Raw genomic sequence first — 25,580 nt, forward strand, 5'->3', positions numbered from 1 at the left:
CGGGAAGGGCAGCAGCGCGAAGCCGCCCTGGCTCCGTCCACCGGACCGGCCGCCCCCGCCACGACGCCCACGGCGGACCCCGCCACGGAGCCACCCGGCGCGGACTCCGCGAAGGCCATGGGCACGCTCCAGGTGAAGGCCACCCCCTACGCCACCGTCTACCTGGGCGCGAAGCGGCTCGGGGACGTGCAGGGCCGCGCGACCTACAAGGTGCCGGCCGGCACGTACGCCGTGACCTTCCAGCACCCGACCAGCAAGAAGACGTTCACCGTCGTCGTCCCCGCGGACGGCACCGTGCTGCAGGAGTTCCGCGCGCCTCGCGGCCGCTGAGCTGAAGCAGCACCCCTCCCGTCCCTCCCTCCCCTGAAGCCCCCGGCAGCCGGCGCGCAGCGTCGGCCGGACGACGTGCGTCCGCCCGACTGCTCGTCTTCCTTGACGAATGACGCGCGAATCTGGCACCTATGGCGTCCATTCAGTAGCCTCTATTCAATGGAATCGATGGACCTGCTCGCGCCCGATGAACTCGAGCGCATCGAGCGCGAAAACGCGGGAGGTCTGCCCGCGAACGCGATCCTGGAAATCTTCCGGCCCCGGGGCGTGAGGCTCTCGGAGGCGACGTTCCGGAAGTACGTCCAGGCCGGTCTGCTCCCCCGCAGCCGCCGTGTGGGCCGCAAGGGGAAGCACCAGGGCAGCCTGGGCCTCTACCCGGTGGAAGCGGTGCGGCGCATCAACGTCATCAAGAAGATGATGGCCGAAGGACACACCCTGGAGGACATCCGTCGCTCCTTCGTGTTCCACCGCAACCACATCGACCAGCTCCAGAGGGACCTGTCGGAAGTGCTGGACGGGTTCCAGGAGGAGCTGGGAGGACGGCCCCTGGGAGGAGAACGCAGGAGGTCACTCGAAGCCCAGTTGGCAACGCTCAGGCAACGGGCGCAGGATCTGGTCCGCGATGTCGCCCGGTTGGGCAGCGCCGTCACGGCGCGTGAAGACGAAACGCTCCGGCCACAATAGGATGCCCCCCAGGGTCCTGTTGAACCGGGTAGACTCCACGCATCTGGAGGACGACACATGTCGGAAGTGAAGCAGCTGCAGGAGGGCGAGGGGGGGAATGAGGAGGAGCAGCCCGCGGAACGCCGGCGCTCCAAGACGATGTCGCGCAAGGAGATGGCGCGCGACCTGCGCCGGCGCAGGCTCGCCGGTCAGCTGGACCCGGAAGAGGCGGAGACCCTCAAGGCCGTGGACGAGCAGCGGCCGCGCACCCGCGCGGACTGCATCAACGGCCCGCGCCCGTGCCTCTTCGTGTCCTGCAAGCACAACCTCTACCTGGACGTGAACCCGGAGACGGGCTCCATCAAGCTCAACTTCCCGGACAAGGAAATCACGGAGCTGGAGCACACCTGCGCCCTGGACGTGGCGGAGAAGGGCGGAATCACGCTGGAAGAGGTGGGGGAGATCATGAACCTCACCCGCGAGCGCATCCGCCAGGTGGAGACGCGCGGCCTGATGAAGCTGCGCGAGGCCACGGAGGCAGAGCCTCCCGTGTCTGCTCGCAAGCCCTAGAGGGCAGGGCACTGTTTCGCTTCAGGGCCTGGGGTGACGTGTTGCGTTGACACCCCAGGGGGTGGTTGCTAGGACCCGCGCCACCCCCCACCCATTGCGAGGCGCACACGTGCTGGCTCTCCTGAGCGTTTCCGACAAGCGCGGTCTGGTCCCCTTTGCCCAGGGCCTGGTGCGGCTGGGCTACCGGCTGCTCTCCACGGGCGGCACCCTGGAGGCCCTGAAGGCCGCTGGCATCCCCGCCACCCAGGTGTCCGAGCACACGCAGAGTCCCGAAATCCTCGGCGGCCGCGTGAAGACGCTCCACCCCCGCATCCACGGCGGCATCCTCGGCCGGCCCGACCTGGAGAGTGACAAGGCGGAGATGGCGGCGAACCACATCGAGCCCATCTCGCTGGTGGTGGTGAACCTCTACCCGTTCCGCCAGACGGTGGCGTCCGGCGCGGGCGAGGACGACGTCATCGAGAACATCGACATCGGCGGGCCGGCGATGGTCCGCGCGTCCGCGAAGAACTTCAAGCACGTGGCCATCGTGGTGGACCCGGACGACTACGCGCCGGTGCTCGCGGAGATTGAAGGCCACAAGGCCGTGGGCCTGGAGACGCGGCGCCGGCTGATGCGCAAGGCGTTCGCGCACACGGCGGCCTATGACGCGTCCATCTCCGGGTGGCTGTCCGGCGAGGCGCGGGAGCCCTTCCCCGAGGAGCTGTCGCTCGCGTTCCGCAAGGTGCAGGGGCTGCGCTACGGGGAGAACCCGCACCAGCGCGGCGCCTTCTACAAGGAATACGCCGCGCCGAAGGAGCCGTCCGTCGCCTTCGCCAAGGTGCTCCAGGGCAAGGAGCTCTCGTACAACAACATCCTGGACCTGGACGCGGCCCTGGGGCTCGTCCTGGAGTTCCCGGAGAAGCCCTGCGCGGTGGTCATCAAGCACAACACCCCGTGCGGCGTGGCGGTGGACGACGTGCTGGAGAAGGCCTACCGCACCGCCCGCGCGGTGGACGAGGTGAGCGCCTTCGGCGGCATCGTCGCCTTCAACCGCGAAGTGGACGAGGCCACGGCGAAGGCCATGGCGGAGACGTTCCTGGAGGCGGTCATCGCGCCGTCGTACTCGGCGGTGGCGCTCCAGGTGCTGGCCGGGAAGAAGAACCTGCGCCTGCTGGAGGCGGGCCCCGCGCTGGCGTCCGCCACGGCGGCGCCCCGGGCCCAGGTGGACGCGCGCAGCGTGTCCGGGGGCATGCTGCTCATGGACCGCGACGCGGTGGAGCCGCCCCTGGAGTGGAAGGTGGTGTCCAAGCGCGCCCCCACGCCGGAGGAGGAGCGGGCCCTGCGCTTCGCCTGGAAGGTGTGCAAGCACGTGAAGAGCAACGCCATCGTCTTCGCGGCGCCGGCCCAGCTTTTGGCCCAGGGCGGCGGGCAGACGAACCGGGTGGACTCCGTGCGCATCGCGATGACGCGGGGTGGCGAGGCCCTCAAGGGGAGCGCCGTGGCCTCGGACGCCTTCTTCCCCTTCCGGGACGGGCTGGACGAGGCGGCCCGGGCGGGGGCGACGGCGGTCATCCAGCCGGGCGGGTCTGTCCGGGACGCGGAGGTGATCGCCGCCGCGGACGAACATGGAATGGCAATGGTGGTGACGGGAGTGCGACACTTCCGCCACTAACTTCATGCGCATCGTCTGCCAGAAATGCGCGGCGGCCTACGCGATCGACGATCGGTTGATCACGACCAAGGGCGTCCGTGCGCAATGTCCCCGCTGCCGTCACCTCCAGCTCGTGAAGCGGGAGGCCTCGGCCGCGTCCGTGACGGCTCCCGCTGAAGGGGCCGTGCCTCCCGCCGCCGCGGAGCCGAAGCCGCCCACGGCCGCCCCGGCGCCTCCGGTCGCGCGCGAGCCCCGGAGCCCTCCGGCCGCCGCGCCCGTCGCGGCGAAGCCGCCGGAGCCCCTGGCAGCACCGAAGGCGGTCGCGAAGTCGGACCTCTTCGGGGACCTCGGCGAGATGCCGGAGCTGGGACCGCCGGGGAGCGTGGACCCGTTCGCGGACCTGGGGCCGCCCGCGTCGAAGGCCCCCGGGGGCCTTCCTCCGGACCCGTTCGCCAACCTGGGCCCGTCGGCTCCGGCGCCCGCCGCGAAGCCCGGTCCTCCCGTGCCCGGGGTGGCGGCGTCGGCGAAGCCCGCGGCTCCGGCCGTTCCGGAAGACCCGCTGCTCGACTTCCTGGGCCCGGCGCCCGGAGGTCTGGAGCCGGACGGCGCGCCCGCGCCTGGACGGGCCTCCTCGACTCCCGCCGGGGCGGTGTCGCTGGGCCGCATGTCCGCCCGCGCGCCCGCGCCGGTCATCCCGAAACCGGAGACGCACACGAACTGCCGCTCGTGCGGCAAGGACCTGACGGACCCCTTCGACCAGGCCCTGGGCATCTGCGAGGCCTGCAAGCAGCAGGAGTCCGCGTTCCCCCGGGAGTCCACGGTGCTGGTGGCGCCCGAGGTGGCGCCGCCTCCGTCCGGCGGCGGCGCCCTGGTGGAGCTGCCCGTGATGAGCGGCCTGGACGGCGCTGGGGCCGGGGACGAACCCCGGTCCGAGGGCGCCACCGCGCTGGCGCCGGACTCGCGCGTGAGCTCGGTGAAGCCCGCTCGCACGTCGCACATCACGGCCGCGCCGGTCCGCAGCGCGCAGCGTGGCGGCAGCGGCGGCAGCCGTGCGGGAGTGTTCAGCCTGCTGGCGCTGGCGGTCCTCGGGGCCGGCGGCGCGGGCTACTACTTCCTCGTGCACAAGCCGCAGCAGGAGCAGCGGGTCCGGGACGCGCAGCCCGCCGCTCCGGCCGCGGTGCCTCCGGAGGTGCTGGCCACGGTGGGGCGTTGGAAGCTCCAGTTCCTGGAGCTGGAGGGCACCCGCGAGCAGCACCTGGCCGCCGGGCAGAAGCAGCTCGCGCTGGATCAGCGCGTCGCCTACGCGGAAGCCGAGGAGTCCTTCCAGCAGGCGCTGCTGCTCGACCCCCGCAGCACGGACGCCATCGCCGGGTACGTGCAGGCGCTGGCGCTCGGGCGCGGTCCGGGCATGGACGACAACTCCTTCCAGGAGGCGCGCGAGCTCATCCAGGCCGCGACGCGCATGGCCGGAGAGACGCCCGCGCTGCTCGTCGCGCACGCGAACCTGCTGCTGGCGCGCTCGCGTCAGGCCGGCAACCTGGAGGAGGCGGCGCGGCTGGCGACGGAGGTGCTGTCCCAGTCGAACGCCGCTGACGCCTACAAGGCGGAGGCGCACCTGGTGCTGGGCCGCTCGCAGGTGGCCACGTCGCGTGCGCTGGCGAACCAGGAGTTCGAGGCCGCGCGGAAGCTGGCGCCGAACCTCCAGCGCGTGGACTACTACAGCGCGCTCGCGCACGAGCAGGCCGGCCAGTACGGGCTGGCGCTCAAGCAGCTGCGCCAGCGGATGGAGCTGGATCCGCAGGACTGGAACAGCGCTGAGGCCGCCGCCCGCATCTACGTGGAGGTGGGGGAGACCGCTCGCGCGCGCAAGCTGTACGAGGACCGGCTGAAGGCGAAGGCGGGCGACGTGCGCGCCTCCCTGGCGCTGGCGGTGCTGCGCTACCAGGCGGAGGGCAACGCGCGCGAAGCCGTGCGCGTCCTGAAGGACCTGACGAAGAACGCGTCCCGCTACGGCCCGCGCGACGCCTCCGAAATCTTCAGCCACCTGGCCGCGGCGGAGCGCACGGCGGGCAATGACGCCGCCGCGGTGACCGCCGCCGCCGCCGCCCTGAAGGCGGTGCCGGCGATGCCGGAGGCCCACCTGCAGTGGTTCCTGGTGGCGCTGGCGCAGAAGGACGCGGCCCTGGCCCGCGAACACCTGAAGGGCTTCCAGGGCCGGCTGGAGGACGCGGCGCTGGAGAAGGTGCTGGAAGGGCGCGTGCACCTCCTGGAAGGCGACGTGGCCAAAGCCCAGGAGCGCTTCCAGCAGGCGGTGCGGCTGGACGACCGCCGCATGGACGCGAAGCTGCTGGAGGGCGTGGCGGCGGCGAGCGCGAAGAAGCGCGACGAGGCCTTCCGCCTGTTCTACCCGGTGCTGGAGGCGCGCGTGTGGGATCCGCTGCGGCTGGCGCCCCGGCCCGCGCTGTCGCGCTTCTGGCTGCGGCCGGGCGACACGCTGGTGGGCGTGGAGAACGTGGTGAAGTCCCTGGGCGACCGCCCCGAGGACGTGCAGCCCCTGCTCTACGAGGCCCTGGTGCGCTTCCATCAGGGGGACCGGCAGACCGCGGAGCGGCTCTTGAGCTCCGTGGTGGAGGTCAACGCGAACAGCGGCGGGGCCCAGGCGTACCGGGCGCTCATCGCGCTGGACACGAAGGGGCCGCAGGCCCGGAACCTGGCGGTGCGCGCGGTGGGCGTCGAGCGCGGGCTGCCGGTGGCGCGTCTGTCGCTGGGGCTCGCGCTGGCGGCGGCCGGGGACGTGGCGGGCGCGATGCGCGCGTTGCAGTCCGCGTTGGACGTCGCGCCGAAGATGCTGTCCGCGCAGACGAAGCTGGCGGAGCTGCTGGTGACGTCGAAGCCGCAGGAGGCGCGCGCGGTGCTGGAGAAGGTGGTGGGGTTGGATCCGTCCTACTTCCCGGCGAAGAAGCTGCTCTTCAAACTGGACGAGCGAGGTTGACGTGAAGGTCCTGTTGCTGGGGTCGGGCGGTCGCGAGCACGCGCTCGCGTGGAAGCTGGCCCAGAGTCCTCGTCTCTCGCGGCTCCTCGTGGGCCCGGGCAACCCGGGCACGGCGCGGTGGGGCACCAACGTGCCCCTGCAGGCGGACTCGCCGGAGGCGGTGGTGTCGCTGGCGCGCCGCGAGCGCGTGGACCTGGTGGTGGTGGGCCCGGAGGCGCCGCTCGTCGCGGGCGTCGCGGACGCGCTGGCGCAGGTGGACATCCCGTGCTTCGGCCCCGTCGCGGCGGCCGCGCGCATCGAGGGCTCCAAGGCCTTCGCCAAGGAAATCATGGCGGAGGCGGGCGTGCCCACCGCGGCCTTCCGCGTCTTCACGGACGCGGCGGAGGCGGAGGCGTACGCCGTGGCGCAGGGCCGCATCGTGGTGAAGGCGGACGGCCTGGCCGCGGGCAAGGGCGTCATCGTCGCGCCGGACGCGAAGGCCGCGCGCGACGCCGTGCGCGCCGTGGCCCAGATGGGGCAGGCGGGCCAGCGGATGGTGCTGGAGGAGCTGCTGGAGGGCGAGGAGGTGTCGCTCATGGCCCTGTGCGACGGCGAGCGCTACGTGCTGCTGCCGCTGTCGCAGGACCACAAGCGCGTGGGCGAGGGCGACACGGGCCCCAACACCGGCGGCATGGGCGCGTACTGCCCGGCGCCGTTCCTCACGCCGGCGCAGCTGGCCCAGGTGGGCGAGCAGGTCATCGCGCCCACGCTGGCGGCGCTCAAGAAGCGCGGCACGCCGCTGCGCGGGGTGCTGTACGCGGGGCTGATGCTCACGGCGTCCGGCCCGAAGGTGCTGGAGTTCAACGCGCGCTTCGGCGACCCGGAGACGCAGGTCCTGATGATGCAGGTGGACGAGGACCTGCTGCCGCTGATGGAGGCGTGCGCGAAGGGCACGCTGGAGCCCCGGCCGCTGAAGCAGTTCCCGGGCGCGTCGGTGGGCGTGGTGCTGGCGGCGGAGGGCTACCCGGAGGCGCCGAAGAGGGGCGCGCGGATTGAAGGGCTGGACGCGGTGGCGTCGAACGCGCCCGTGTTCCTGGCGGGCGTGGCGAAGCAGGACGGCGCGCTGGTGACAGCGGGGGGCCGGGTGCTGACGGTGTGCGCGCGGGGCGACAGCCTGGCGACGGCGCGCGAGCGGGCCCTGGAGTCGGCGGACGCCGTGCGCTTCGAGGGCAAGCACTTCCGCCGGGACATTGGCGCGCGGGGGTTGCGGGCGCGGCCGTGAAGCTGCTGGCGCGATACCTGCTCAAGGAGCTGCTCGTCCCCCTGTGTGTCTGGGTGGCGTTCATGTTCCTGCTGCTGTTCGTGATGCAGTTCCTGCGCGGCACGGACGTGCTGCTGGGCTCGGCGGTGACGCTGGTCGACCTGGGCCGGCTCATCGCGTACCTGGCGCCGCACTTCCTGGTGATGGCGCTACCCATCGCGTTCCTGCTGGCCATCCTGCTGGGCCTGGGGCGGCTGGGCGAGGACCGGGAGCTCACGTCGCTGCAGGCCCTGGGCATCAGCCCGCTCCAGTTGCTGGCGGCGCCGCTGGGCGTGGGCATCGCGCTGAGCGCGTTCATGGTGCTGCTGACGTCCACGGTGGAGCCGTGGGGCCTCACGGGCGTGAAGGACCTGGTGGGCGAGGTCATCCAGAAGAACGTCGCGGGCGACGTGAAGTCCGGCGTCTTCTACGAGGACCTGAGCGACCTGACGCTGTACGCGCAGAAGGTGGCGCCCAAGGGCGGCGGGTGGACGAACGTGCTGTTGCACGACGACCGCGACCCCAGCTCGCCGCTGCTGGTGCTGGCGCACAAGGGCAGCGTGGGCACGTCCGAGCGGGGCGAGGCGCTGCGGATTGAATTGAAGGAGGGCGAGGTGCACCGCGCCAACCGCTCCTCGGTGGACGCGAGCGTCGTCGCCTTCGAGAAGGCGGAGATCAACGTGGGGCTGGGCGGGTCGCTGTCGCGGCGCAACCGGTTCCGCTCGCCGAAGGAGGAGCTGACGCCCGCGGAGCTCCTGGCGGCGGCGAAGGACGCGGAGGAGCGGCGCGAGGATTCACGGCCCTTCCTGATGGCGCTGCACAGCCGGATGGGCAACGCGGTGGCGCCGGTGGCGTTCGCGCTGTTGGGCACGCCGCTGGCGATTGGCCGCAGGCAGTCGGGCCGCGCGTGGGGCTACCTGCTGACGCTGGGCGGCTACGTCCTCTACTACCTCCTGAGCCGCGCCTTCGAGCAGATGGGACAGAAGGGCCAGATGCCGGTGTTCTTCGCGGGGCAGCTGGCGAACGTGCTCTTCATGGTGGTGGGGGCGTTCGCGCTGTACCGCGTGACGCGTTCTGGGACGGTGCGATGAGGGGCACCCTCTTCCGGTACGTGGTGGGCGCGTACGTGCGCTACACGCTGGGCATCCTGGCGGGCGTGGTGGCGGTGTTCCTGGTGGTGGACTTCGTGGACCGCGCGAAGGCCTACGGGGGCGAGGGCTGGGTGATGGATGTGCTCAAGCTCTATGGCTACAAGGCGCTGGTGACGGTGCAGCAGCTGGGGCCGGCGGCGCTGCTGCTGGCGGCGGGCACCACGGTGTCGGCGCTGCGCAAGAAGGGTGAGGTCACGGCGCTGCGCTCACTCACCTTCGGGCCGGCGGCGCTGTACCTGCCGGTGGGCGTCTGCGCGCTGGTGGCGTGCGTGGGGCTGGTGGCGTTCGACGAGACGGTGGCCGCGCGAGCGGGCCGGCGCGTGGATGAAATCACCACGCAGCGCTTCAACCGCTGGGGCGACTGGCGGATGTACTACACGCCGAAGCAGTGGTTCCGGCGAGGCGACTCCATCTTCTTCCTGCGAGGCGGCAACCCGCAGGAGGGCTTCGAGAACGTCTCCATCTTCACGCTGACGCCGGAGTTCAAGCTGCGCCGCCGCGTGGACGCAGGGCGGATGCGCCCGGTGGAGGGCACGCGCTGGGAGCTGACGGACGTGGTGGAGCGCACGTTCACGGAGGACGGGCGTACGTCCGTGACGCAGCAGCCCGCCGCGGAGTACGAGCTGGGCGTGGGCGCGACGACGTTCCGCATCCGGCCGGGCCGTCCGGAGCAGATGCGCCTGGGAGAGCTGGGCGAGCAGATTGTCGCGCGAGCGGAGGTGGGGCTCGCGACGAAGGCCTTCCAGCTCGCGTGGCACAACCGCTTCGCGTATCCGCTGGCGGGGCTGCCCGCGGCGTTGCTCGCGGTGGGCCTGGCGCTGCGGACGAACCGGCGCGGGCACCTGACGGCGGCGGTAGTGGAGGGGCTGCTCATCGCCGTGGCGATGTGGGGCCTGATGGTGGTGTCCCGCACGCTGGTGCTCACCGAGCGACTGGCGCCCGCCGTGGCGGCCTGGATGCCCACGACACTGTTGACCGTGGTGGCAGCGGCCCTGTGGTTGCGCCGCGAAGGCCTGCTGCACTTCCCGCGCCGAAGCGTGACGCGGCAGGCCTGAGCCCGGCAGGCACACCCGCCCGGGCCCGGCGCGGTCAAAACCTGTCCGACAGTAGGACCGGTTTCGGGGACCCAGCTGGCGGTGCCCCTCCGGCCGAGGACGTCCAAAACCTGTCCGACAGTAGGACCGGTTTCGGGGACCCAGCTGGCGCGGAGCCCCTCCGGCTACGGGCATTCAAAACCTGTCCGACAGTAGGACTGGGTTCCGGGACCCAGTTGGCGCGGTGACCCTCGGGCTACGGGCATTCAAAACCTGTCCGACTGTCGGACCGGCGTCGGGGGCCCGGATGCCATGGATGCTCCCGGCTGTGGACGTCCAAACCTGTCGGACAGTCGGACAGGTTTCCGCGGCCCGGGCGTCGCGCAGGCCCCAGGGCGGCCGAGGAGTTCCAAAACCTGTCGGACAGTCGGACAGGTTTCCGCGGTTCGACTTCGCGGGACCCCGCCGGTCCAGGAACCCCAAAACCTGTCGGACAGTCGGACAAGTTTTTGCGGTCCGACCTCGAGGGCATCCCGCCCGTCCAGGGACTCCAAGCCTGTCGGACAGGTTTTCGCCGCCCGGGCGTCGCGGAGGCCCCGGGCGGCCGAGGAATTCCAAAACCTGTCCGACAGTCGGACAGGTTTGAGTGGGTCTCCGCCCGCCGACGGAGGGGTCGGCGGGGTTCTCACTTCCCCGCAGTACGAGTGGAATTCGGGCCCGGAGGGGCAAGGGGCTTCAACCGCGGAGGAGCCGGCGCGTGTGACGGGCGAGCTGAACCTCCTCATCGCTTGGCAGCACGCGCACCCGGCACGGTGACGCATCGGTCGTGATGTCCGCCGCGCCCGCCTCGTTCCGCTGCGCGTCCAACTGGATGCCCAGGTGGCCCAACCTCGCGCACACGCCCTCGCGGACCCGCGCGCTGTTCTCCCCGATGCCGCCCGTGAACACGAGCAGGTCCAGTCCGCCGAGCACCGCCGCGTAGGCGCCCACCGTCTTCGCGATGCTTCGCGTGAAGACGTCCACCGCCAGCGCCGCCGCCGCGTTGCCCGCCGCCGCGTCGCGCGTGAGGGCCTGCATGTCGCTGGTCCCCTCCGACAAGCCCCGGAGCCCGGCGTCGTGGTTCACCAGCGTCTCCAGCGCAGCCGCGTCCATTCCGCCCGTGCGCATCAGGAACAGCAGCACGCCCGGATCCAGGTCGCCCGTCCGGGTGCCGCTGGGAATGCCACCCGTGGGCGTGAAGCCCATGGAGGTGTCCACGGAGCGCCCGCGCTCCAGCGCCGCGAGGCTCGCGCCGTTGCCCAGGTGGGCCACCACGGTGCGCGCGGGCACCTGGGGCTCGAGCCTCGCCACGATGGACTCATACGACAGGCCGTGGAAGCCGTACCGCTGCACGCCCTGGTCCCTCACGGAGCGGGGCAGGGGGAACGTCGACGCGACCTCGGGCATCGTCGCGTGGAAGGCCGTGTCGAAGCAGGCGAACTGCGGCACACCCGGGTACTGCCGCTCGGTGGCCCGGATGAGCCGCAGCGCTGGAGGGATGTGCAGCGGCGCGAAGTGCGTCGCCTCCTCCAGCGCCTTCATCACCTCCGGCGTCAGGGCCTGGTGCTTGCGCAGGTGGGGACCGCCATGCACCACGCGGTGACCGATGCCGCGGGGCCGCTCTCCGCCCAGCTTCTCCAGGTGCCGCACGGCCTCGCGGAACGCGTCCTCCTGCGACGGGTGCCGCACGTCCACCGCGCGCACCTGCCTCCCCGCGCCGTCCTTCACGACCAGCCGGCCCTGCTCCGCGCCGATGCGGGTCGCGCTTCCCTTGAACCGCACCACCTCCTGGCCGTCCCGTTCGACGTAGAGGCCGAACTTCAGCGACGACGAGCCGCTGTTGATGACCAGCACCGCGCCCGGGTCGCTCATCGCGCGGTCCACTTCCAGTCGGCCACCTCGGGCATGTCCTCGCCGTGCTCGGACACGTAGAGCTTGTGCCGCTGGCGCACCTCGGAGAAGCGCTGCTCCGCGTCGCCCAGCCGGTGCCGCGCGGCCTTCGAGTGCCGGATGGCATCCAGCGCCAGGGTGAAGCGGTCCATGTCGTTGAGCACCGTCATGTCGAACGGGGTCGTCGTGGTGCCCTCTTCCTTGAACCCGTGCACGTGGATGTTGCCGTGGTTGGCCCGGTTGTACGTGAGCTTGTGCACGAGCGTGGGATAGCCGTGGAACGCGAACACCACGGGCTTGTCCGTGGTGAACAGGCGGTTGAAGTCCTCCTCGTTGAGCCCGTGCGGATGCACGTGCACGGGCGCGAGCGTGAAGACATCCACCACGTTGACCACGCGCACCTTGAGCTCCGGAGCCCACTCGCGCAGCAGCGTCACCGCGGCCAGCGTCTCCAGGGTGGGCACGTCGCCAGCGCAGGCCATCACCACGTCCGGGTCGCCGCCGTCATTGCCCGCCCAGTCCCACGCGCCAATGCCCGCCGCGCAGTGGCGCACCGCGCTCTCCATGTCCAGCCACACCGGCGAGAGCTGCTTCCCCGCGATGATGAGGTTCACGTAGTTCTTCGAGCGCAGGCAGTGGTCCGTCACCGACAGCAACGTGTTCGCGTCCGGCGGCAGGTAGATGCGCACCGTGTCCGCCTTCTTGTTGGCCACGTGGTCGATGAAGCCCGGGTCCTGGTGGGAGAACCCGTTGTGGTCCTGCCGCCACACGTGCGAGCTGAGCAGGTAGTTCAGCGACGCGATGGGCTTGCGCCACGGAAGCTCCCTGGCGCTCTTTATCCACTTGGCGTGCTGGTTGAACATCGAATCGATGATGTGGATGAACGCCTCGTAGCAGGAGAAGAAGCCGTGGCGTCCGGTGAGCAGGTACCCCTCCAGCCAGCCCTGGCAGAGGTGCTCGCTCAGGACCTCCATCACGCGGCCGTCGACGGAGAGGTTCTCGTCCGTGGGCTCCAGCTTCGCGTCCCAGCTCTTGCCGCTGACGGCATACACGTCCTGGAGCCGGTTGGACGCGTTCTCGTCCGGGGCGAACATGCGGAAGTTCTTCGTCGCCAGGTTGTGGCGCATCACGTCCCGCAGGTAGCCGCCCAGCACCCGGGTGGCGCTGACCTGCCTGGAGCCGGGCACGCCCGGGTCGACCGCGTAGTCGCGGAAGCCCGGCAGCACGAGCGGCACCAGCAGCTGGCCCCCGTTCGAGTGCACGTTGACGCCCATGCGCAGCCGGCCCTTGGGCGCGATGTCCGCCAGTTCCTCGCGGAAGGTGCCATTCGCGTCGAACAGCTCGCGGGGCCGGTAGCTGTGGAGCCACGCTTCGAGAATCTTCAGGTGCTCGGGGTTGTCGCGCACCTCCTCCAACGGGACCTGGTGCGCACGCCACGTGCCCTCCACGGGCTTGCCGTCCACCACCTTCGGGCCGGTCCACCCCTTGGGGGTGCGCAGCACGAGCATGGGCCAGCGCGGGCGGGTGGGGTCGTTCTTCTCTCGGGCGTGGCGCTGGATGCGCGTGATTTCGGCGTAGAGCGTGTCCAGCACCTGCGCCATCCGCTGGTGCATGTCCTTCGGGTCGTCACCCTCCAGGACGTAGGGCGTGTAGCCGTAGCCCTTGAAGAGGGCCTCCAGCTCGTCGGCGTCGATGCGGGCGAGCACCGTGGGGTTGGCGATCTTGTACCCGTTGAGGTGCAGGATGGGCAGGACGGCGCCGTCGGTGATGGGGTTGATGAACTTGTTGGAGTGCCAGCTCGCGGCGAGCGCGCCCGTCTCCGCCTCGCCGTCGCCGACGACGCAGGGGACGATGAGGTCCGGGTTGTCCAGCACGGCGCCGTACGCGTGGAGGAGCGCGTAGCCCAGCTCGCCGCCCTCGCTGATGGAGCCGGGGACCTCGGGCGCGTCGTGGCTGGGGACGCCGTAGGGCCAGGAGAACTGGCGGAACAGGCGCTTCATGCCGTCGCGGTTGCGCTCGATGTTGGGATACAGCTCCGTGTAGGAGCCTTCGAGGAACGTGTTGGCGATGATGCCCGGCGCGCCGTGGCCGGGGCCAATGAGATACATCATGTTGGCCCGGTGGTTCCGGATGATGCGGTTCAGGTGGACGTAGATGAAGTTGAGGCCGGGCGTGGTGCCGAAGTGGCCCAACAGGCGCGGCTTGATGTCCTCCCGTGTCAGGGGCCGCTCCAGCAGCGGGTTGTCCTTGAGGTAGATCTGCCCGACGGACAGGTAGTTCGCCGCGCGCCAGTAGGCGTCGATCTTTCCAAGCTCCTCGTCACTCAGCGGACCCGCCATCTTTCATCTCCCGAGGTGAAGGCCGTGCATCCCCCGGGAGGATGGGACTCCAGCTGACCCACGCCATGCAATGTCTGTGATGGGAAAAGTGGAGCGCGTCGGTTTCCCGACAGCGGCAGGAGTCTCGGGCGCCCGTCGGATGCACCACACGCCCTGGTCCCCTCGGGACACATTGGCGGTCACCTGCCCGCGTCCCACTGTCCCGTGCCTTGGACTGACGAGGAGGCGGGCGATGCGCAAGCGATGGATGGTGGGCCTGGTGGGGCTGTGCCTCATGGGGTGTGGCGGAATCCAGGACGCGGAGGAGCCCGCGGCGGAGGAGCGGCAGGTCCAGGCCCAGGCGTGCACGCCCGCGCTGGCCGCCACCAAGGTGAAGGACCTCCTCCCCCCGGACGCGCCGCTCCCGTCACCGTTCCGGCCGATTCCGTCCGGGCTGACGAACGTCGCGGGCACGCTGTTCTTCTCCGCGGATCCCTACCAGGGGCCGGCGGCCCTGTGGCGCAGTGACGGCACTCCGGCGGGCACCGCGCCGTTCAAGGAGTTTCCCCCCGAGGGGCTGACCTTCCGCGAATTCGCCTCCTTCACCGCCGTGGGCTCGCGCCTCTTCTTCACGATGAACGACCCGGTGGTCGGCAGGGAGTTGTGGGTGACGGACGGGACGGCGGCGGGGACGCGGCTGGTGAAGGACCTCACGCCGGGCCCCGAGAGCTCCTCCCTGTCGAATCTCACCTCCCTGAGAGGTGAGCTGAGCTTCTTCCTCACGACGGCGAGCGGGATGGAGCTGTGGCGCTCGAATGGCACGACGGCGGGGACCCACCGGGTGGTCTCCTTCGGGCCGGAGGAGTCCATGGCCTACCCCACGCTGCGGACGCACGGCGCGCTGCTGTTCTTCCTCCAGGACACGGTCCACGGCACGCGCCTTTGGCGGACGGATGGCACCGCGGTGGGAACCCGCGTCGTCAAGCGTCTGGACGCGGGCCAGCCGCCCGTGACGTCCGCGCGGCCGAGCTACACCGGCCTGGGGCTGTTCACGTTGGAGGACACGTCCGGGACGGAGGTGTGGCGGACGGACGGGACGGCGGCGGGCACCGTGCGCCTGGACACCTTCGGCAAGCAGGTGACGTTGCTGGGCTCGGTGGGGCCGTACGTCGTCGTGGCCGGGCGCACCGCGGACAACGAGCACCTGAAGCTGTACCGCCTGTTGCTCTCCGGCGGCGGGAAGGCCACGGTGACGACGCTGCCCAACCCCTTCGCGGGCCAGCCCTCCCCCGAGCCCTACATCCAGGATTCGCAGGAGGCGGGCGGGAAGCTCTACTTCTCCGAGTGGATCAGCTCTCCGGGGCCCGCGGCTCGCCAGGTCAGCCTGTGGGTGACGGACGGCAAGGCGGGCGGGACGCAGCAGCTCAGCCTGCGGCTCACCACGGCCGATGTTCGCAGCTCGCCCCTGTTCGACACGGGCGCTGGAACGCTGCTCTTCAGCTCCGGGGATGGCGACATGGGGCTCATGCCGCAAGTGACCAATGGCACGCCAGCGGGCACGGGCCGCGTCACCACCTCCAGCCCGGGCGCCGAAATCCCCGAGGAGTTCACCCGCGTGGGCAACACCATCTACTTCCGGGGGTACTCCGGCGTCCACGGGGACGCGCTGTGGTCCGTGCCCGCCACCGTGACCTGCACGCCGCTGAGCGCCAGCGCGAAGTGACAAGGCCGCCGGGCGGTCAGTGGGAGGCGGTGACGTCGGACATGTTCACGGGCGTGGTGACGCGCTTCACCTTGGGGAAGAACAGGCCCGCCGCGAACGCGGCGATCATCGCCGAGCACATGATCCAGAAGTTGATGGACAGCCCGGTGTTCAGCGCGCTGCCGAGCGTCTCGAGGACGGCGGGAGCCAGCCCGCGTCCGTGCTCGGGGCCGAGCAGCTCCGTGGCCGCGCTCACGGGGACGTTCGGGTCCTTCATGAGCTGCGACACCAGCACGCCGCCCATCACGCCCACGCCCAGCGACCCACCGATGGTGCGGAAGAACATGCTGCTCGCGGTGGCCACGCCGCGCAGCTCCCAGCCCACGGTGGTCTGGACCGCCACCATGGTCGCCATGGCGGCGAAGCCCAGGCCAATGCCAAACAACCCCATGGCGATCTGCGGCACCAGCATCGAAGCCCCGGGCTTGAGCAGCAGCGCCATCAGCACGGTGCCAATGGAGGCCAGCCCCAGCCCGCCGACGATGAGCGGCCGGAATCCGGTGCGGACCATGAGCCTGCCGCCGATGAGGCTCGCCAGCGGCCAGCCGACGATCATGGGGGTGATCATCCCGCCCGCCATCGTGGCGGAGCCACCGAGCACGCCCTGCACGTACAGGGGCACGTAGGTGGTCGCGCCGAACTGGGCGGCGGAGAAGAGGGCGCCCGCCACGCTGGAGATGGCGATGGTGGGGATCTTGAAGATGCTCATCGGGATGATGGGCTCGGCGGCGCGAAGCTCCACGAACACGAACGCGGTGAGGAGCACCGCGGCGACAGGAAGGGCGAGCAGTGTCCGCCCGGAGCCCTGCACGCCGAACAGCAGCGCCACGACGCCCGAGGACAGCAGCGCCGCGCCCGCGTAGTCGAGCCGGGCACGCACCTTGGGCTTGAGCTGCTCGTGGAAGAACGCGACGAGCAGCACCATGGAGGCGATGCCGATGGGGATGTTGATGAAGAAGATCCAGTGCCAGGTGAGGTACTTCACGATGAGGCCGCCGGTGAGCGGGCCCGCGAGCCCGGCGATGCCCCACACGGCGCTGAACGCGCCCTGGACCTTCCCGCGCTGCTCCAGCGTGTAGATGTCCCCGATGATGGTGAGCGCGATGGGCTGCATGGCCCCGGCGCCCAGGCCCTGGAGGACGCGGAACGCGATCAGCATGTTCATCGACGTGGAGAGGCCGCACGCGATGGACGACGCGAGGAACAGGGTGGAGCCGAAGAGGACGATGGGCTTGCGGCCGTAGAGGTCCGCGAGCTTCCCGTAGATGGGGACGGTGATGGTGGAGGACAGCATGTACGCGGTGAAGACCCACGCGTAGTGCTGGATGCCGCCCAGGTCGCTGACCACCGTGGGCATGGCGGTGGAGACGACGGTCATCTCCAGCGCGGCCACGAAGAGTGACAGCGCCAGAGCCAGGGTGGTGAACGGTCGATGGGTGGTGCGCATGTCGGAAGGGGGACCCGGGAGAGGACCCTGGGTAACGCGTGCCTGCCCGGAGCGCCAACGTCAAGCGTGTGAAAAGGAGTGACGGAGCCCATCGCCGGGGATTCCGGGGCCCGTCGGGAAGGGCAGGGGAGCACGAGGTGGGATAGGGTCCACCGGCCTCGCGAGTTCGAGGCGCACGGCATGGGCACGGATACGAAGACGGTCGAGTCAGGGCGCTGGAAGACGGCGGTCGCCGCGGTGTTGGGGCTCTACGCGGTAGGGCTGGTGCTGGCGGAGGCGGTGCTCCAGGCCGGAGCCATCCTGGCCACGGCGCTGGCCCTGGCGCTGGCGGTGACGAAGCGGCTGCGGCTGGAGAAGGACGTGAGGGCGTTCGTGCTGGCGAGCGTCGCCCTGTGCGCCTGGCAGCTGGTGTCCCCGGCAGTGGCGCTGCTGACGGGAGCCGCGACGAAGTGGCCTCGGGGCGCGAGGTACGGCCAGGCGCTGGACACGGTGGCGGGAGCAGCGGTCGCGTGCATCGGGACGCTGGGAGTGCCGTGGCTGATGCTGGGGAGCCTCATCGCGGGAGGCTGGCTGCTGGCGGCGGCGCTGGGCTTCTTCCAGCACCGCGTGCCGTGGCCCTGGGAGCCGCCGAAGTTCACGAAGCTGAACCTGTCGCGCCTGCACGAGAACTTCGGGACGGAGGAGAACCCGAGGTACGCGGCGGGAGGACTCTTCTTCCACCGGCTGCGGTTCGCGCACGGAGCGATTGCCGTCCTGGGCCCGGCGCTGGCGGTGATTGGTCGCTCCAAGGTGACGCGGCGGCGGGTGGTGGCCGGGGTGATGGTGCTGGGGCTGCTGCTGTCCATCTACGGCGCGTTCGCGAGAGCGGCGCTGGGCGCGGCGCTCGGCGTGTGCGTGCTGGCGTTGCTGCTGTTGCTGCGCGGAACGGCGCGCAAGGCAGGGCTCGGAGTGGCGGTGGCGCTGGTGGCCGTGGTGCTGCTGACGCCCGCGTGGCGGGAGCGGTTCGGCAAGGCGGTGGACAACCTCTTCGGCAGCGGAGAGCGCTCGCTCGCGATGTCCGTGGGCTGGAGGCTGGTGCGGGAGCACCCATGGGTGGGCGTGGGCTTCGGCAATCACAAACCCGCGGCCCTGGCGACGCAGGCGGAGACGGGTATCACGGACCTGCTGGCCACGGACTCCCACAACCTCTGGCTGACGGCGTGGGCGGAGACGGGGCTCGTGGGGCTGGTGCTGCTGGCGACGATGCACTTCCTGCTGGCGAGGGCGCTGGTGCGAAGGCACCGCGCGGGCTCGATTCCGGCCACGGGAGCGCTGCTGTCCTTCGTGGGCTTCCACGTCCTGGCCCTGGTGCACTACCTGCCGTTCCACCCCAGCGTGCACCTGTCGTTCATGCTCATCTGGGGCCTGGGTTTGTATGAACGTATGAATCCGAATCCTGTTGACGAAGCCGGACCGATTGGTTGACTGAATGTGGTTTTGAAGGCTGAGTTTGTTATTCTATTGCTTGGGGTGTGGAAGTCATGTCTGACTATGTGGTTCAAGAAGAAATCGAGCGCATACTGGATCGCAAGGAACTCAATGCGCTGGGGGCCGAGCTTGATGGCGGATTAAGTGCTCTGGCGAGCAATGAGTTCGAACAAGATGATTTGAAGTTAGCCTATTTGGCGACCATTGAGAGTATGGCCTATTTGAACGAGGAGGGGTTCGACTATAATGACTATGTCGCGCCCGTTCTTGATCATGTTATTGCTCGGTCCCCGAATGGTGCATTGGCCGGTAGTAATGTTCGGGCTGCATTGAGGTTGGTTAGAGAATGGGCTGGTCCGGCGTTTTATTACTCCTCGGTCGTTAGTTATGTGGTTAATGCTGCGCTTGGTCGTATGGTTGTGGCCAAGTCGAAGTCTGATTGGTTGTTGATGTTTCCTCAGGCGCCACTTGTTGCCGAGCAGCGAAGCCGATGGCTAGGAGTGCGCTGGCTTGCGGATCGTCGCGCTGATGGTGTCGATCTTGCTGGCGAATATATGTCGTCTTTATTCTTGTCGAGAATGGATGAGGAGGTGGTGAGGCAGAGCCTGGAGACGCCTCTTGAGTTCAAACTCCCTCGTGCTGACTGGTTTAATGATAGATGCAAAACTATTGCTGATGCCCTGTTGAGGAAGCAGTTCGCTCATGTTGGGGAGCGGGAGGTGTGGGGTGGTTTTAGTATTCGTCAGACCATCGACGCTCTCTTGCCGTTGTATCAATGGGCAGTGAAGCGAGCCCTCTTTCATGTGCGAGCATATAAATATGTCACTCGCGTCAGAGGTATGGTGCGCCCCGTAATGCTGTCGGCTGTTGGTCTCGCCGATATGGACACGCTGGTTCGTGAAATGAGCCGGTCGGCTCGATTGCCTATTGAAATGGCAGAGCGATTCGCTGAGTCACTCGTACGAAGAGGGGTTGAGGCACGGCATGGTATTCAGGGGTATCCCTTGGTTCCAATGCGAGGCGGACGAGTTGCATTTCTGCCCCTTTCGATCATACGCAGCAATCTTCCTTTGATGCGCGAGCAGGCCACCGCCCGTGGAGCAATAAATCCATCGGCTATTGGAAACGAGCGAGACGATCGTCATATTGATCGGCTGCTTGCGGCCTTTAGGTCGGTGGGTGGATTGCTTGTTGCTAATGATGTCAATGTTGTCGGTCCGGATGGGAGTGTTTTGACTGATATTGATATTCTGGTTGTCGATTCTGGTTTAGGTGTTGTTTTGGGTGTTCAGGTTAAGTCGTTTGTTTTGCCGACAAATCTATTGGAGATTAAGAGGGCTGAGCGCGATGTTGGAGATGCGGTTCGGCAGTGCTTGGTTGTCGAGAGTAATCGAGGTGAGGTTCAGTCGGCGATTGAGTCGCGCTTTGGTGTAAAATTGAGGTCTGGGTGGGAGTTGTGGCAGGTTATTGTGGTTGAGAGGGAGGGCGGTGTTGTTTGTTTCGATGCGCGCTACCCGTTTGTTAGTTTGGAATGGATTGAGAATGAAGGTATTCCTCGCGCTAAGGCTGGGACTATTGAGGATCTTTGGCGGGCGGCGAAAGATCTCCCTGATGCGGCGACTTACTTGAGTGAGGCCGCCCCCTTGTTTCAGTTGTGGAACGGTGCTCAGCTTGGCTTGAAGGACGGCCGAAGGATTGCGACATTTAGTTATGTTCCAGGTGGGTCGGGAGCCAGCGGGAGATGATTGGGAGCTGAGCTATCCCCTCATTTGAAGTTTCCCCTCGGAGAAACCTTGAGCAGCCGACCAAGCGGGCTCAGAGGGAGAATCATAAATGAGGGGATGCCTCAGGATTGGGATGGGTGCGGCCCTCGTCGCGGCGCGCCTTGCACACCAACGGCAACGAGTTCCCGTCTTGGCGATCGTGATTCGGGGTGATTGACGCGCCCTCTGTCGAATATTAGCTTGGCCATGCCGCAACCTTCGACGGTGGGCGTGGGCTTCGGCAATCACAAACCCGCGGCCCTGGCGACGCAGGCGGAGACGGGCATCACCGACCTGTTGGCCACGGACTCCCACAACCTCTGGCTGACGGCGTGGGCGGAGACGGGGCTCGTGGGGCTGGTGCTGCTGGCGACGATGCACTTCCTGCTGGCGAGGGCGCTGGTGCGAAGGCACCGCGCGGGTTCGATTCCGGCCACGGGAGCGCTGCTGTCCTTCGTGGGCTTCCACGTCCTGGCCCTGGTGCACTACCTGCCGTTCCACCCCAGCGTGCACCTGTCATTCATGCTCGTGTGGGGACTGGGGCTGTGCGAGTTCAGTACGCCGCTCCGCCATGAACCTGATTGATCATTCAAGCTGACTGGGGGGCGTGTGATGGAACCCGTTGCGGTCACTGAGATCGGGCAGTTCGATGCTGGGTTGCAGGACCTGTTCTGTGACTACGTGCCCCAGGTGTTCCGCCGCGCGGATTTCCGTCGTTGGCGCGCATGGGGAGAGTGGGACGACGCCTATCGGGCGTTCTCTCTGCTGGAGGCTGGCCGAGTGGTGGCCAACACCTCCGTGATGCGGATGCGCCTGGTGATGGAAGGGCGCGAGGTGACGGCCTACCAGCTGGGCGCCGTGGGCTGCCTGCCGTCGCATCGTGGGCGGGGACTGGCACGGGTGGTCATGAGCGCCGCGCTGGACGCGTGTGGGGACGCGCCCGTGCTGCTCTTCGCCAACCCCACCGTGCGCCAGTTCTACCCGCGCTTCGGGTTCCAACCGTGGAAGCAGACGCTGTTCGCCGTCACGTACGATGCAGTGCCAGAAGGTCCGCCCGCGCCCACGCTGTCACTGGAGGACGCGGAAGTGCGCGTCGGACTTGCCGCGCTCTCCAGCGAGGGGCTCCCGTCAACGGAGCGCTTCGGCGCGCGTGGCTACGGGACGGTGGCGAGCTGGCCCGTGGCCAATGGCTTCGCGAGGCCCCTGCGGCAGCTGGGCCCGGACGCCTGGGTGTTCGCGGGCGTCGAGGGAGACACGCTCTACCTCGAAGATGTCTTCGCTCGGGAGCCCTTCGACCTGCGAGCCTGGATCCCCCGATTGATTGATCGGCCCATCCGGACCCTCCGCTTCGGCTTCACTCCGGAGCGTTACTGGCCCGGTGCCGTGGAGGCCGGTGAGGACACGGAGGCCGACCTGTTCGTGCGGGGCCTCCGGCTTTCACCAGAGGCCCACCGGTTCCCGATCATGGCCCACACGTGATTCTGTCCCCATGCCAATCCATGGGGACAGAAGAGCGCCTCACTGGCAGAGCTTCTCGACCGACTTGATCCGCACCACGCCGTCGACGTTCGGGTCGTTGGTCTGGTCTCCGATGGCGATGGTGCCGTTCGTCGTGAAGTTGTTCCGCGTGAGCTTCGCGACACCGTCGACGCTCACCGTCGCCACCTTGTCGGCATCCACCGCGAGCTCGTAGACGTGATACGCGCCATCGGTCACGGAGAACGCCGAGGACTGCGAGTCATCCGCCCAGCCAATCGCCGCGCTGTCCAGGTAGATCATCTGCGAGCGATCCGTCCCATTGCCGACCGAGCCGGTGAGACTCCCCAGGATGGCCGCTCCGCTGTCGAGCTGGTTGTGCCTGCTCACCGACTCGACCTGCATCGTCACGCGGAGCGTGAACGGCTGCGTCGGGGCGACCGCGTTCGTCTTCGCGAGGAGCAACTGCCCGCTCGTTCGACCGCCGCTGTCCGTTGACGTCGCGAGGCGGACGTAGTCCTCGCCATACGTGAGCGTGTTCGGCGCCTGTGCGATCGTAGTCCAGCCCTGCGCCACGATGTCGGCGCCGCCGACCAGCAGCGGAATGGCCTCGCGCGGAGACCACGCCGTCGTTGACGTCGCGGGCGTGCAGACTTCGCAGGCGTTCGTCGGATTCGGTGTGCCCTCGTCGTAGAACGTGCCGTTGATGAGGCACTTCGGGCCGCATGCGCCCGCCGAGCAGAGCTGACCCGCGCCGCAGGTCGTCCCGTCCACGAGCAGTGTCCAGGTGGTCGCGGACATCTCAGGCAGGCACTGCTCGCACGCGTTCGCGGGATTCACCGCACCGGCCGCGAACTGTTGGCCGTCGATCCGGCAGACCGCGACGCAGACACCGGACTCACAGGCATCGGTGCTCGCGCAGGCCTGGTCGCACCCGCCGCAGTGAGCCGGGTCGCTGTCGGTGCGGACGCAGGTGTCGCCGCACTGCGTGGTGCCAGCGTCAGTGCACATCTCAGGCACCGAGCCGTCCGCCACCGATGCGTCGGGTGGCCCGCCGGGGGTGGGGGAGTCGTCACTACACGCGGCGAAGAAGCCGAGCACGACCACACAGGAGAGCGCGATGGAGCGAATGGAGTTCATGAGGGTACGTGACTCTACGCCCGCATCACGGATCCCAGGGGCTCCTCGCCCTGATTCTTCGCGAGGATTTGTCAGAGTCCAAGCTCCAGGCCGAGGCGTCAGCGCAAGGCGTCCGCCAGGTAGTCGACGAACACCCTGACGCGCGCGGGCAGGTTGGCGCCGCCGACAAAGACGGCGTGAATGTTCTCCACGTCGCCTGGATTGTATTGCTCCAGCAGCGGAACCAAGCGGCCCGAGCGGAGCTCTTCCTCGACGCTGAATGCGCCGACCCGCGTCACCCCCACGCCGGACGCGGCCAGCTGGCCCAGGGTCTCTCCGTTATTGGCTTCGATGCAGCCCTTCACGGACAGACTGTATTCGTGCCCGTCGCGCACGAAGGGCCAGACCGCTTCGGCCCGACGAAAATTGAAGTTCAGGCAGTTATGGTGGTGCAGGTCCTCTGGAACCCTCGGCGTCCCGCGTAGGGCCAGGTAGTCGGGTGATGCCACGATCACCCGCGGACTCTCGCCAAGCTTGCGCGCGGTCAATCCGCTGTCCGCGAGCGGGCCGAAGCGGATGGCGACGTCCGCCTCACCCGCCGCGATGTCGACCACCCTGTCCGTCAGGTTGATGTCCACCAGGATATGGGGGTATCGCGCCGTGAAGTCGCCCAGCAGGGGCACCACGCACAGGCGCCCATGCGATTGGGCCGCGCTCACCCTCAGCCGTCCGCGCGGCGCACCCAGATCGGCGATGGCCTGCTCCGCGTCGTCCAGCTCCGCCAGGATGCGCCGCGCCGCGCGCAGATAGGCGTGTCCCTCGGGCGTCAGGGTCAGGGCCCGGGTCGTGCGCAGCATCAGGCGTACCCCCAGACGTGCCTCGATACGGTCGAGGGTCCGGCTGACAGCCGACGGGCTCAGGTCCAGCTCACGCCCGGCCGCCGAGAAGCTGCCGGTCGCCACCACGGCCGAGAAGACGGCCATCTCATGCGCCCGATCCGCGCCGCCCGGCTGCACCTTTGCGTTCATCTCAAGAATCCTTGGCTTTCAAGGGCTCTAACGCGCGTGCGGCCTCCCAGCCATCTTTGCGCGCACAGAACAACGCACCCCGTCGCGCACCGTCGCCGCGGGGGAGAGAAAGGTTCCCGCAGATGAAGCCCAATGCTCCTCTTCTTGCTCTGGCGGTCGGCGCTTTCGGCATCGGCGTCACGGAGTTCGCGCCCATGGGCATGCTGCCTGTGATCGCCTCGGACCTCGGCGTCTCCATCCCGGCGGCGGGCCTGTTGGTCAGCGCCTACGCCTTCGGGGTCCTGGTCGGCGCGCCGTTGATGACCTTGACGACCGGCCGGGTGCCGCGCCGGACCCTGCTGGTCGGCCTGATGGGCATCTTCACCGTGGGCAATCTGCTGTCCGCGCTCGCGCCGGAGTACTGGACCTTGATGGCGGCCCGGGTGGTGACGTCGTTCAACCACGGCGCGTTCTTCGGGGTGGGCGCCATCGTCGCGGCCAGCGTGGTCGCGCCCAACAGGCGGGCCGGCGCTGTCGCGGCCATGTTCATGGGCCTGACGGTCGCCAACATCACCGGCGTTCCCCTGGCCGCGTGGGCCGGCGAGAGCCTGGGCTGGCGCGCCTCCTTCTGGGGCATCGCGGGGCTGGGCGCCCTGGCGATGGTTGCGCTTCGCTTGACCCTGCCGCACGGCCAGGTCGAGCGCTCGTCCGACAGCGGTGCCATGAAGGCTGAATTGGCAGTGCTCCGGCGCGGCCCTGTCCTGGCCGCCCTGTCCCTGACGGTCATCGGCTCCAGCGCCATGTTCACCGTCTTCACCTACATCGCTCCGATCCTGAAGGAGCAGACCCGGGCCTCGGCCGGTTTCGTCACCGCCATGCTGGTGACCTATGGACTGGGGCTGACGATCGGCAACTGGCTGGGGGGCCGCTTCGCCGACAGGTCGGTGGACCGGACGTTGATTGTCACCCTGGCGGGCCTCGCCACGCTGCTGGTGGTCTTCGCTGGGATCATGCCGTGGCAGGTGCCCGCCGCCGGGGTGATCTTCCTCTGGGGCGTGGCGAGCTTCGCGCTGGTGCCACCGCTGCAGATGCGGGTGATGACCGCCGCCAGCGACGCGCCGAACCTGGCGTCGGCCATGAACATCGGGGCCTTCAACCTGGGCAACGCCACTGGCGCGGCCCTTGGTGGGGCGGTCATTGGCCTCGACCTCGGCTATCCGGCCGTGGCGTTGGCCGGGGCGGCGATGGCTGGAGCAGGCCTCATCCTGGTCCTGTTGCTGGTGCGCCGCGAAGCCCGCGTGAGCGTGCCGCTCCCAGCGCACTGCTGAACCGACAGTCTTTAAAGTCCCAGCTCCAAGCCAATGCCTGGGGCCACGGACCAGAGGGTCTTCCGGCCCTCTGTGCTCGGGTACCACTCGCCGACCAACTGGGCGCGGAGGAACTCCAGGAAGGTGATGCCCACGAGCCCCTGGACCACCGGCCGTGAGCACGCGGTCACATAGCTGGCGCCTCCCTGAAGCATCCCCTCATCTAAATCAGATAAGTCCGAAGGTTTCTCGGAAGACGGCGTGCTCGCGAACGAGTTGCGCGAATCGCTCCACCAACGGGCGGAGTCGTTCATCGCTCATGCGCGGCATGGC

19 protein-coding genes and 1 pseudogene are annotated in these 25,580 nt (G+C 68.9%); 14 read left to right on the forward strand and 6 right to left on the reverse strand.

Annotation, left to right across the window (positions count from 1 at the left end):
* From D7W82_RS40615 to D7W82_RS24615, 8 genes and pseudogenes are all read left to right on the forward strand, one after another.
* A pseudogene (locus D7W82_RS40615) lies at positions 1-330 on the forward strand (serine/threonine protein kinase); the annotation flags it as partial.
* 159 nt (positions 331-489) lie between these two features.
* A complete protein-coding gene (locus tag D7W82_RS24585; RefSeq protein WP_120525521.1) occupies positions 490-1,014 on the forward strand; it encodes a MerR family transcriptional regulator in 525 nt (174 codons plus the stop codon).
* 57 nt (positions 1,015-1,071) lie between these two features.
* Positions 1,072-1,563, forward strand: a complete 492-nt coding sequence (locus D7W82_RS24590; RefSeq protein WP_120620680.1) for a sigma factor-like helix-turn-helix DNA-binding protein — start codon at positions 1,072-1,074, stop codon at positions 1,561-1,563.
* Between the two features lie 109 nt (positions 1,564-1,672).
* Positions 1,673-3,217, forward strand: coding sequence for a bifunctional phosphoribosylaminoimidazolecarboxamide formyltransferase/IMP cyclohydrolase (gene purH / locus D7W82_RS24595; protein ID WP_120620681.1), 1,545 nt, complete (start codon positions 1,673-1,675; stop codon positions 3,215-3,217).
* A 4-nt stretch (positions 3,218-3,221) separates the two neighbouring features.
* Positions 3,222-6,188: a zinc-ribbon domain-containing protein gene (locus tag D7W82_RS24600; protein ID WP_120620682.1), complete on the forward strand. Its 2,967-nt coding sequence runs from the start codon at positions 3,222-3,224 to the stop codon at positions 6,186-6,188.
* Position 6,189: 1 nt separating this feature from the next.
* Positions 6,190-7,449 (forward strand): phosphoribosylamine--glycine ligase, encoded by a 1,260-nt coding sequence (gene purD, locus D7W82_RS24605; protein WP_120620683.1) that lies wholly within the window; start codon positions 6,190-6,192, stop codon positions 7,447-7,449.
* Positions 7,446-8,558 (forward strand): LptF/LptG family permease, encoded by a 1,113-nt coding sequence (locus D7W82_RS24610; RefSeq protein ID WP_120620684.1) that lies wholly within the window; start codon positions 7,446-7,448, stop codon positions 8,556-8,558. The genes purD and D7W82_RS24610 overlap by 4 nt, the downstream gene beginning before the upstream one ends.
* Entirely contained in the window at positions 8,555-9,673 is a 1,119-nt protein-coding gene (locus D7W82_RS24615) for an LptF/LptG family permease (RefSeq protein ID WP_120620685.1), read from the forward strand. Before D7W82_RS24610 ends, D7W82_RS24615 begins: the two co-directional genes overlap by 4 nt.
* A gap of 714 nt (positions 9,674-10,387) precedes the next feature.
* On the opposite strand, the gene D7W82_RS24620 is transcribed toward D7W82_RS24615, so the two are convergent.
* Together D7W82_RS24620 and D7W82_RS24625 are read right to left on the reverse strand one after the other, a co-directional pair.
* Entirely contained in the window at positions 10,388-11,563 is a 1,176-nt protein-coding gene (locus D7W82_RS24620) for an acetate/propionate family kinase (protein WP_120620694.1), read from the reverse strand.
* Positions 11,560-13,920, reverse strand: a complete 2,361-nt coding sequence (locus D7W82_RS24625) for a phosphoketolase (protein WP_120620686.1) — start codon at positions 13,918-13,920, stop codon at positions 11,560-11,562. Before D7W82_RS24625 ends, D7W82_RS24620 begins: the two co-directional genes overlap by 4 nt.
* A 232-nt stretch (positions 13,921-14,152) precedes the next feature.
* On the opposite strand from D7W82_RS24625, the gene D7W82_RS24630 reads away from it, so the two are divergent.
* Positions 14,153-15,622 (forward strand): ELWxxDGT repeat protein, encoded by a 1,470-nt coding sequence (locus tag D7W82_RS24630; RefSeq protein ID WP_120620687.1) that lies wholly within the window; start codon positions 14,153-14,155, stop codon positions 15,620-15,622.
* A gap of 16 nt (positions 15,623-15,638) precedes the next feature.
* Here the strand turns inward: D7W82_RS24630 and D7W82_RS24635 are convergent, their stop codons facing one another.
* Positions 15,639-17,108, reverse strand: a complete 1,470-nt coding sequence (locus D7W82_RS24635) for an MDR family MFS transporter (RefSeq protein WP_120620688.1) — start codon at positions 17,106-17,108, stop codon at positions 15,639-15,641.
* Positions 17,109-17,288: 180 nt separating this feature from the next.
* On the opposite strand from D7W82_RS24635, the gene D7W82_RS24640 reads away from it, so the two are divergent.
* From D7W82_RS24640 to D7W82_RS24650, 4 genes are all read left to right on the forward strand, one after another.
* Positions 17,289-18,572 (forward strand): O-antigen ligase, encoded by a 1,284-nt coding sequence (locus D7W82_RS24640; protein WP_120620689.1) that lies wholly within the window; start codon positions 17,289-17,291, stop codon positions 18,570-18,572.
* A 56-nt stretch (positions 18,573-18,628) separates the two neighbouring features.
* Positions 18,629-20,320 carry a hypothetical protein gene (locus D7W82_RS40160; RefSeq protein WP_147439510.1) on the forward strand — a complete coding sequence of 564 codons (1,692 nt, stop codon included), beginning with the start codon at positions 18,629-18,631 and terminating at the stop codon, positions 20,318-20,320.
* Positions 20,321-20,545: 225 nt separating this feature from the next.
* Complete coding sequence (locus D7W82_RS24645) at positions 20,546-20,923, forward strand: O-antigen ligase (RefSeq protein WP_304988743.1); 378 nt, start codon at positions 20,546-20,548, stop codon at positions 20,921-20,923.
* Between the two features lie 27 nt (positions 20,924-20,950).
* Positions 20,951-21,817, forward strand: a complete 867-nt coding sequence (locus D7W82_RS24650; protein ID WP_120620695.1) for a GNAT family N-acetyltransferase — start codon at positions 20,951-20,953, stop codon at positions 21,815-21,817.
* Between the two features lie 39 nt (positions 21,818-21,856).
* Here the strand turns inward: D7W82_RS24650 and D7W82_RS24655 are convergent, their stop codons facing one another.
* The gene (locus tag D7W82_RS24655; protein WP_120620690.1) at positions 21,857-22,954 is read right to left on the reverse strand and encodes a hypothetical protein; all 1,098 of its coding nucleotides are present in this window, start codon (positions 22,952-22,954) and stop codon (positions 21,857-21,859) included.
* Positions 22,955-23,052: 98 nt separating this feature from the next.
* Positions 23,053-23,961, reverse strand: coding sequence for a LysR substrate-binding domain-containing protein (locus D7W82_RS24660; RefSeq protein ID WP_120620691.1), 909 nt, complete (start codon positions 23,959-23,961; stop codon positions 23,053-23,055).
* A 122-nt stretch (positions 23,962-24,083) separates the two neighbouring features.
* On the opposite strand from D7W82_RS24660, the gene D7W82_RS24665 reads away from it, so the two are divergent.
* Entirely contained in the window at positions 24,084-25,268 is a 1,185-nt protein-coding gene (locus tag D7W82_RS24665; RefSeq protein ID WP_120620692.1) for an MFS transporter, read from the forward strand.
* Positions 25,269-25,279: 11 nt separating this feature from the next.
* Here D7W82_RS24665 and D7W82_RS24670 read toward each other — a convergent pair whose 3' ends face one another.
* The gene (locus tag D7W82_RS24670; RefSeq protein WP_120620693.1) at positions 25,280-25,462 is read right to left on the reverse strand and encodes a hypothetical protein; all 183 of its coding nucleotides are present in this window, start codon (positions 25,460-25,462) and stop codon (positions 25,280-25,282) included.
* Positions 25,463-25,580 lie beyond the last annotated feature (118 nt).

This window comes from Corallococcus sp. CA049B, assembly GCF_003611685.1.
GTDB lineage: Bacteria > Myxococcota > Myxococcia > Myxococcales > Myxococcaceae > Corallococcus > Corallococcus coralloides.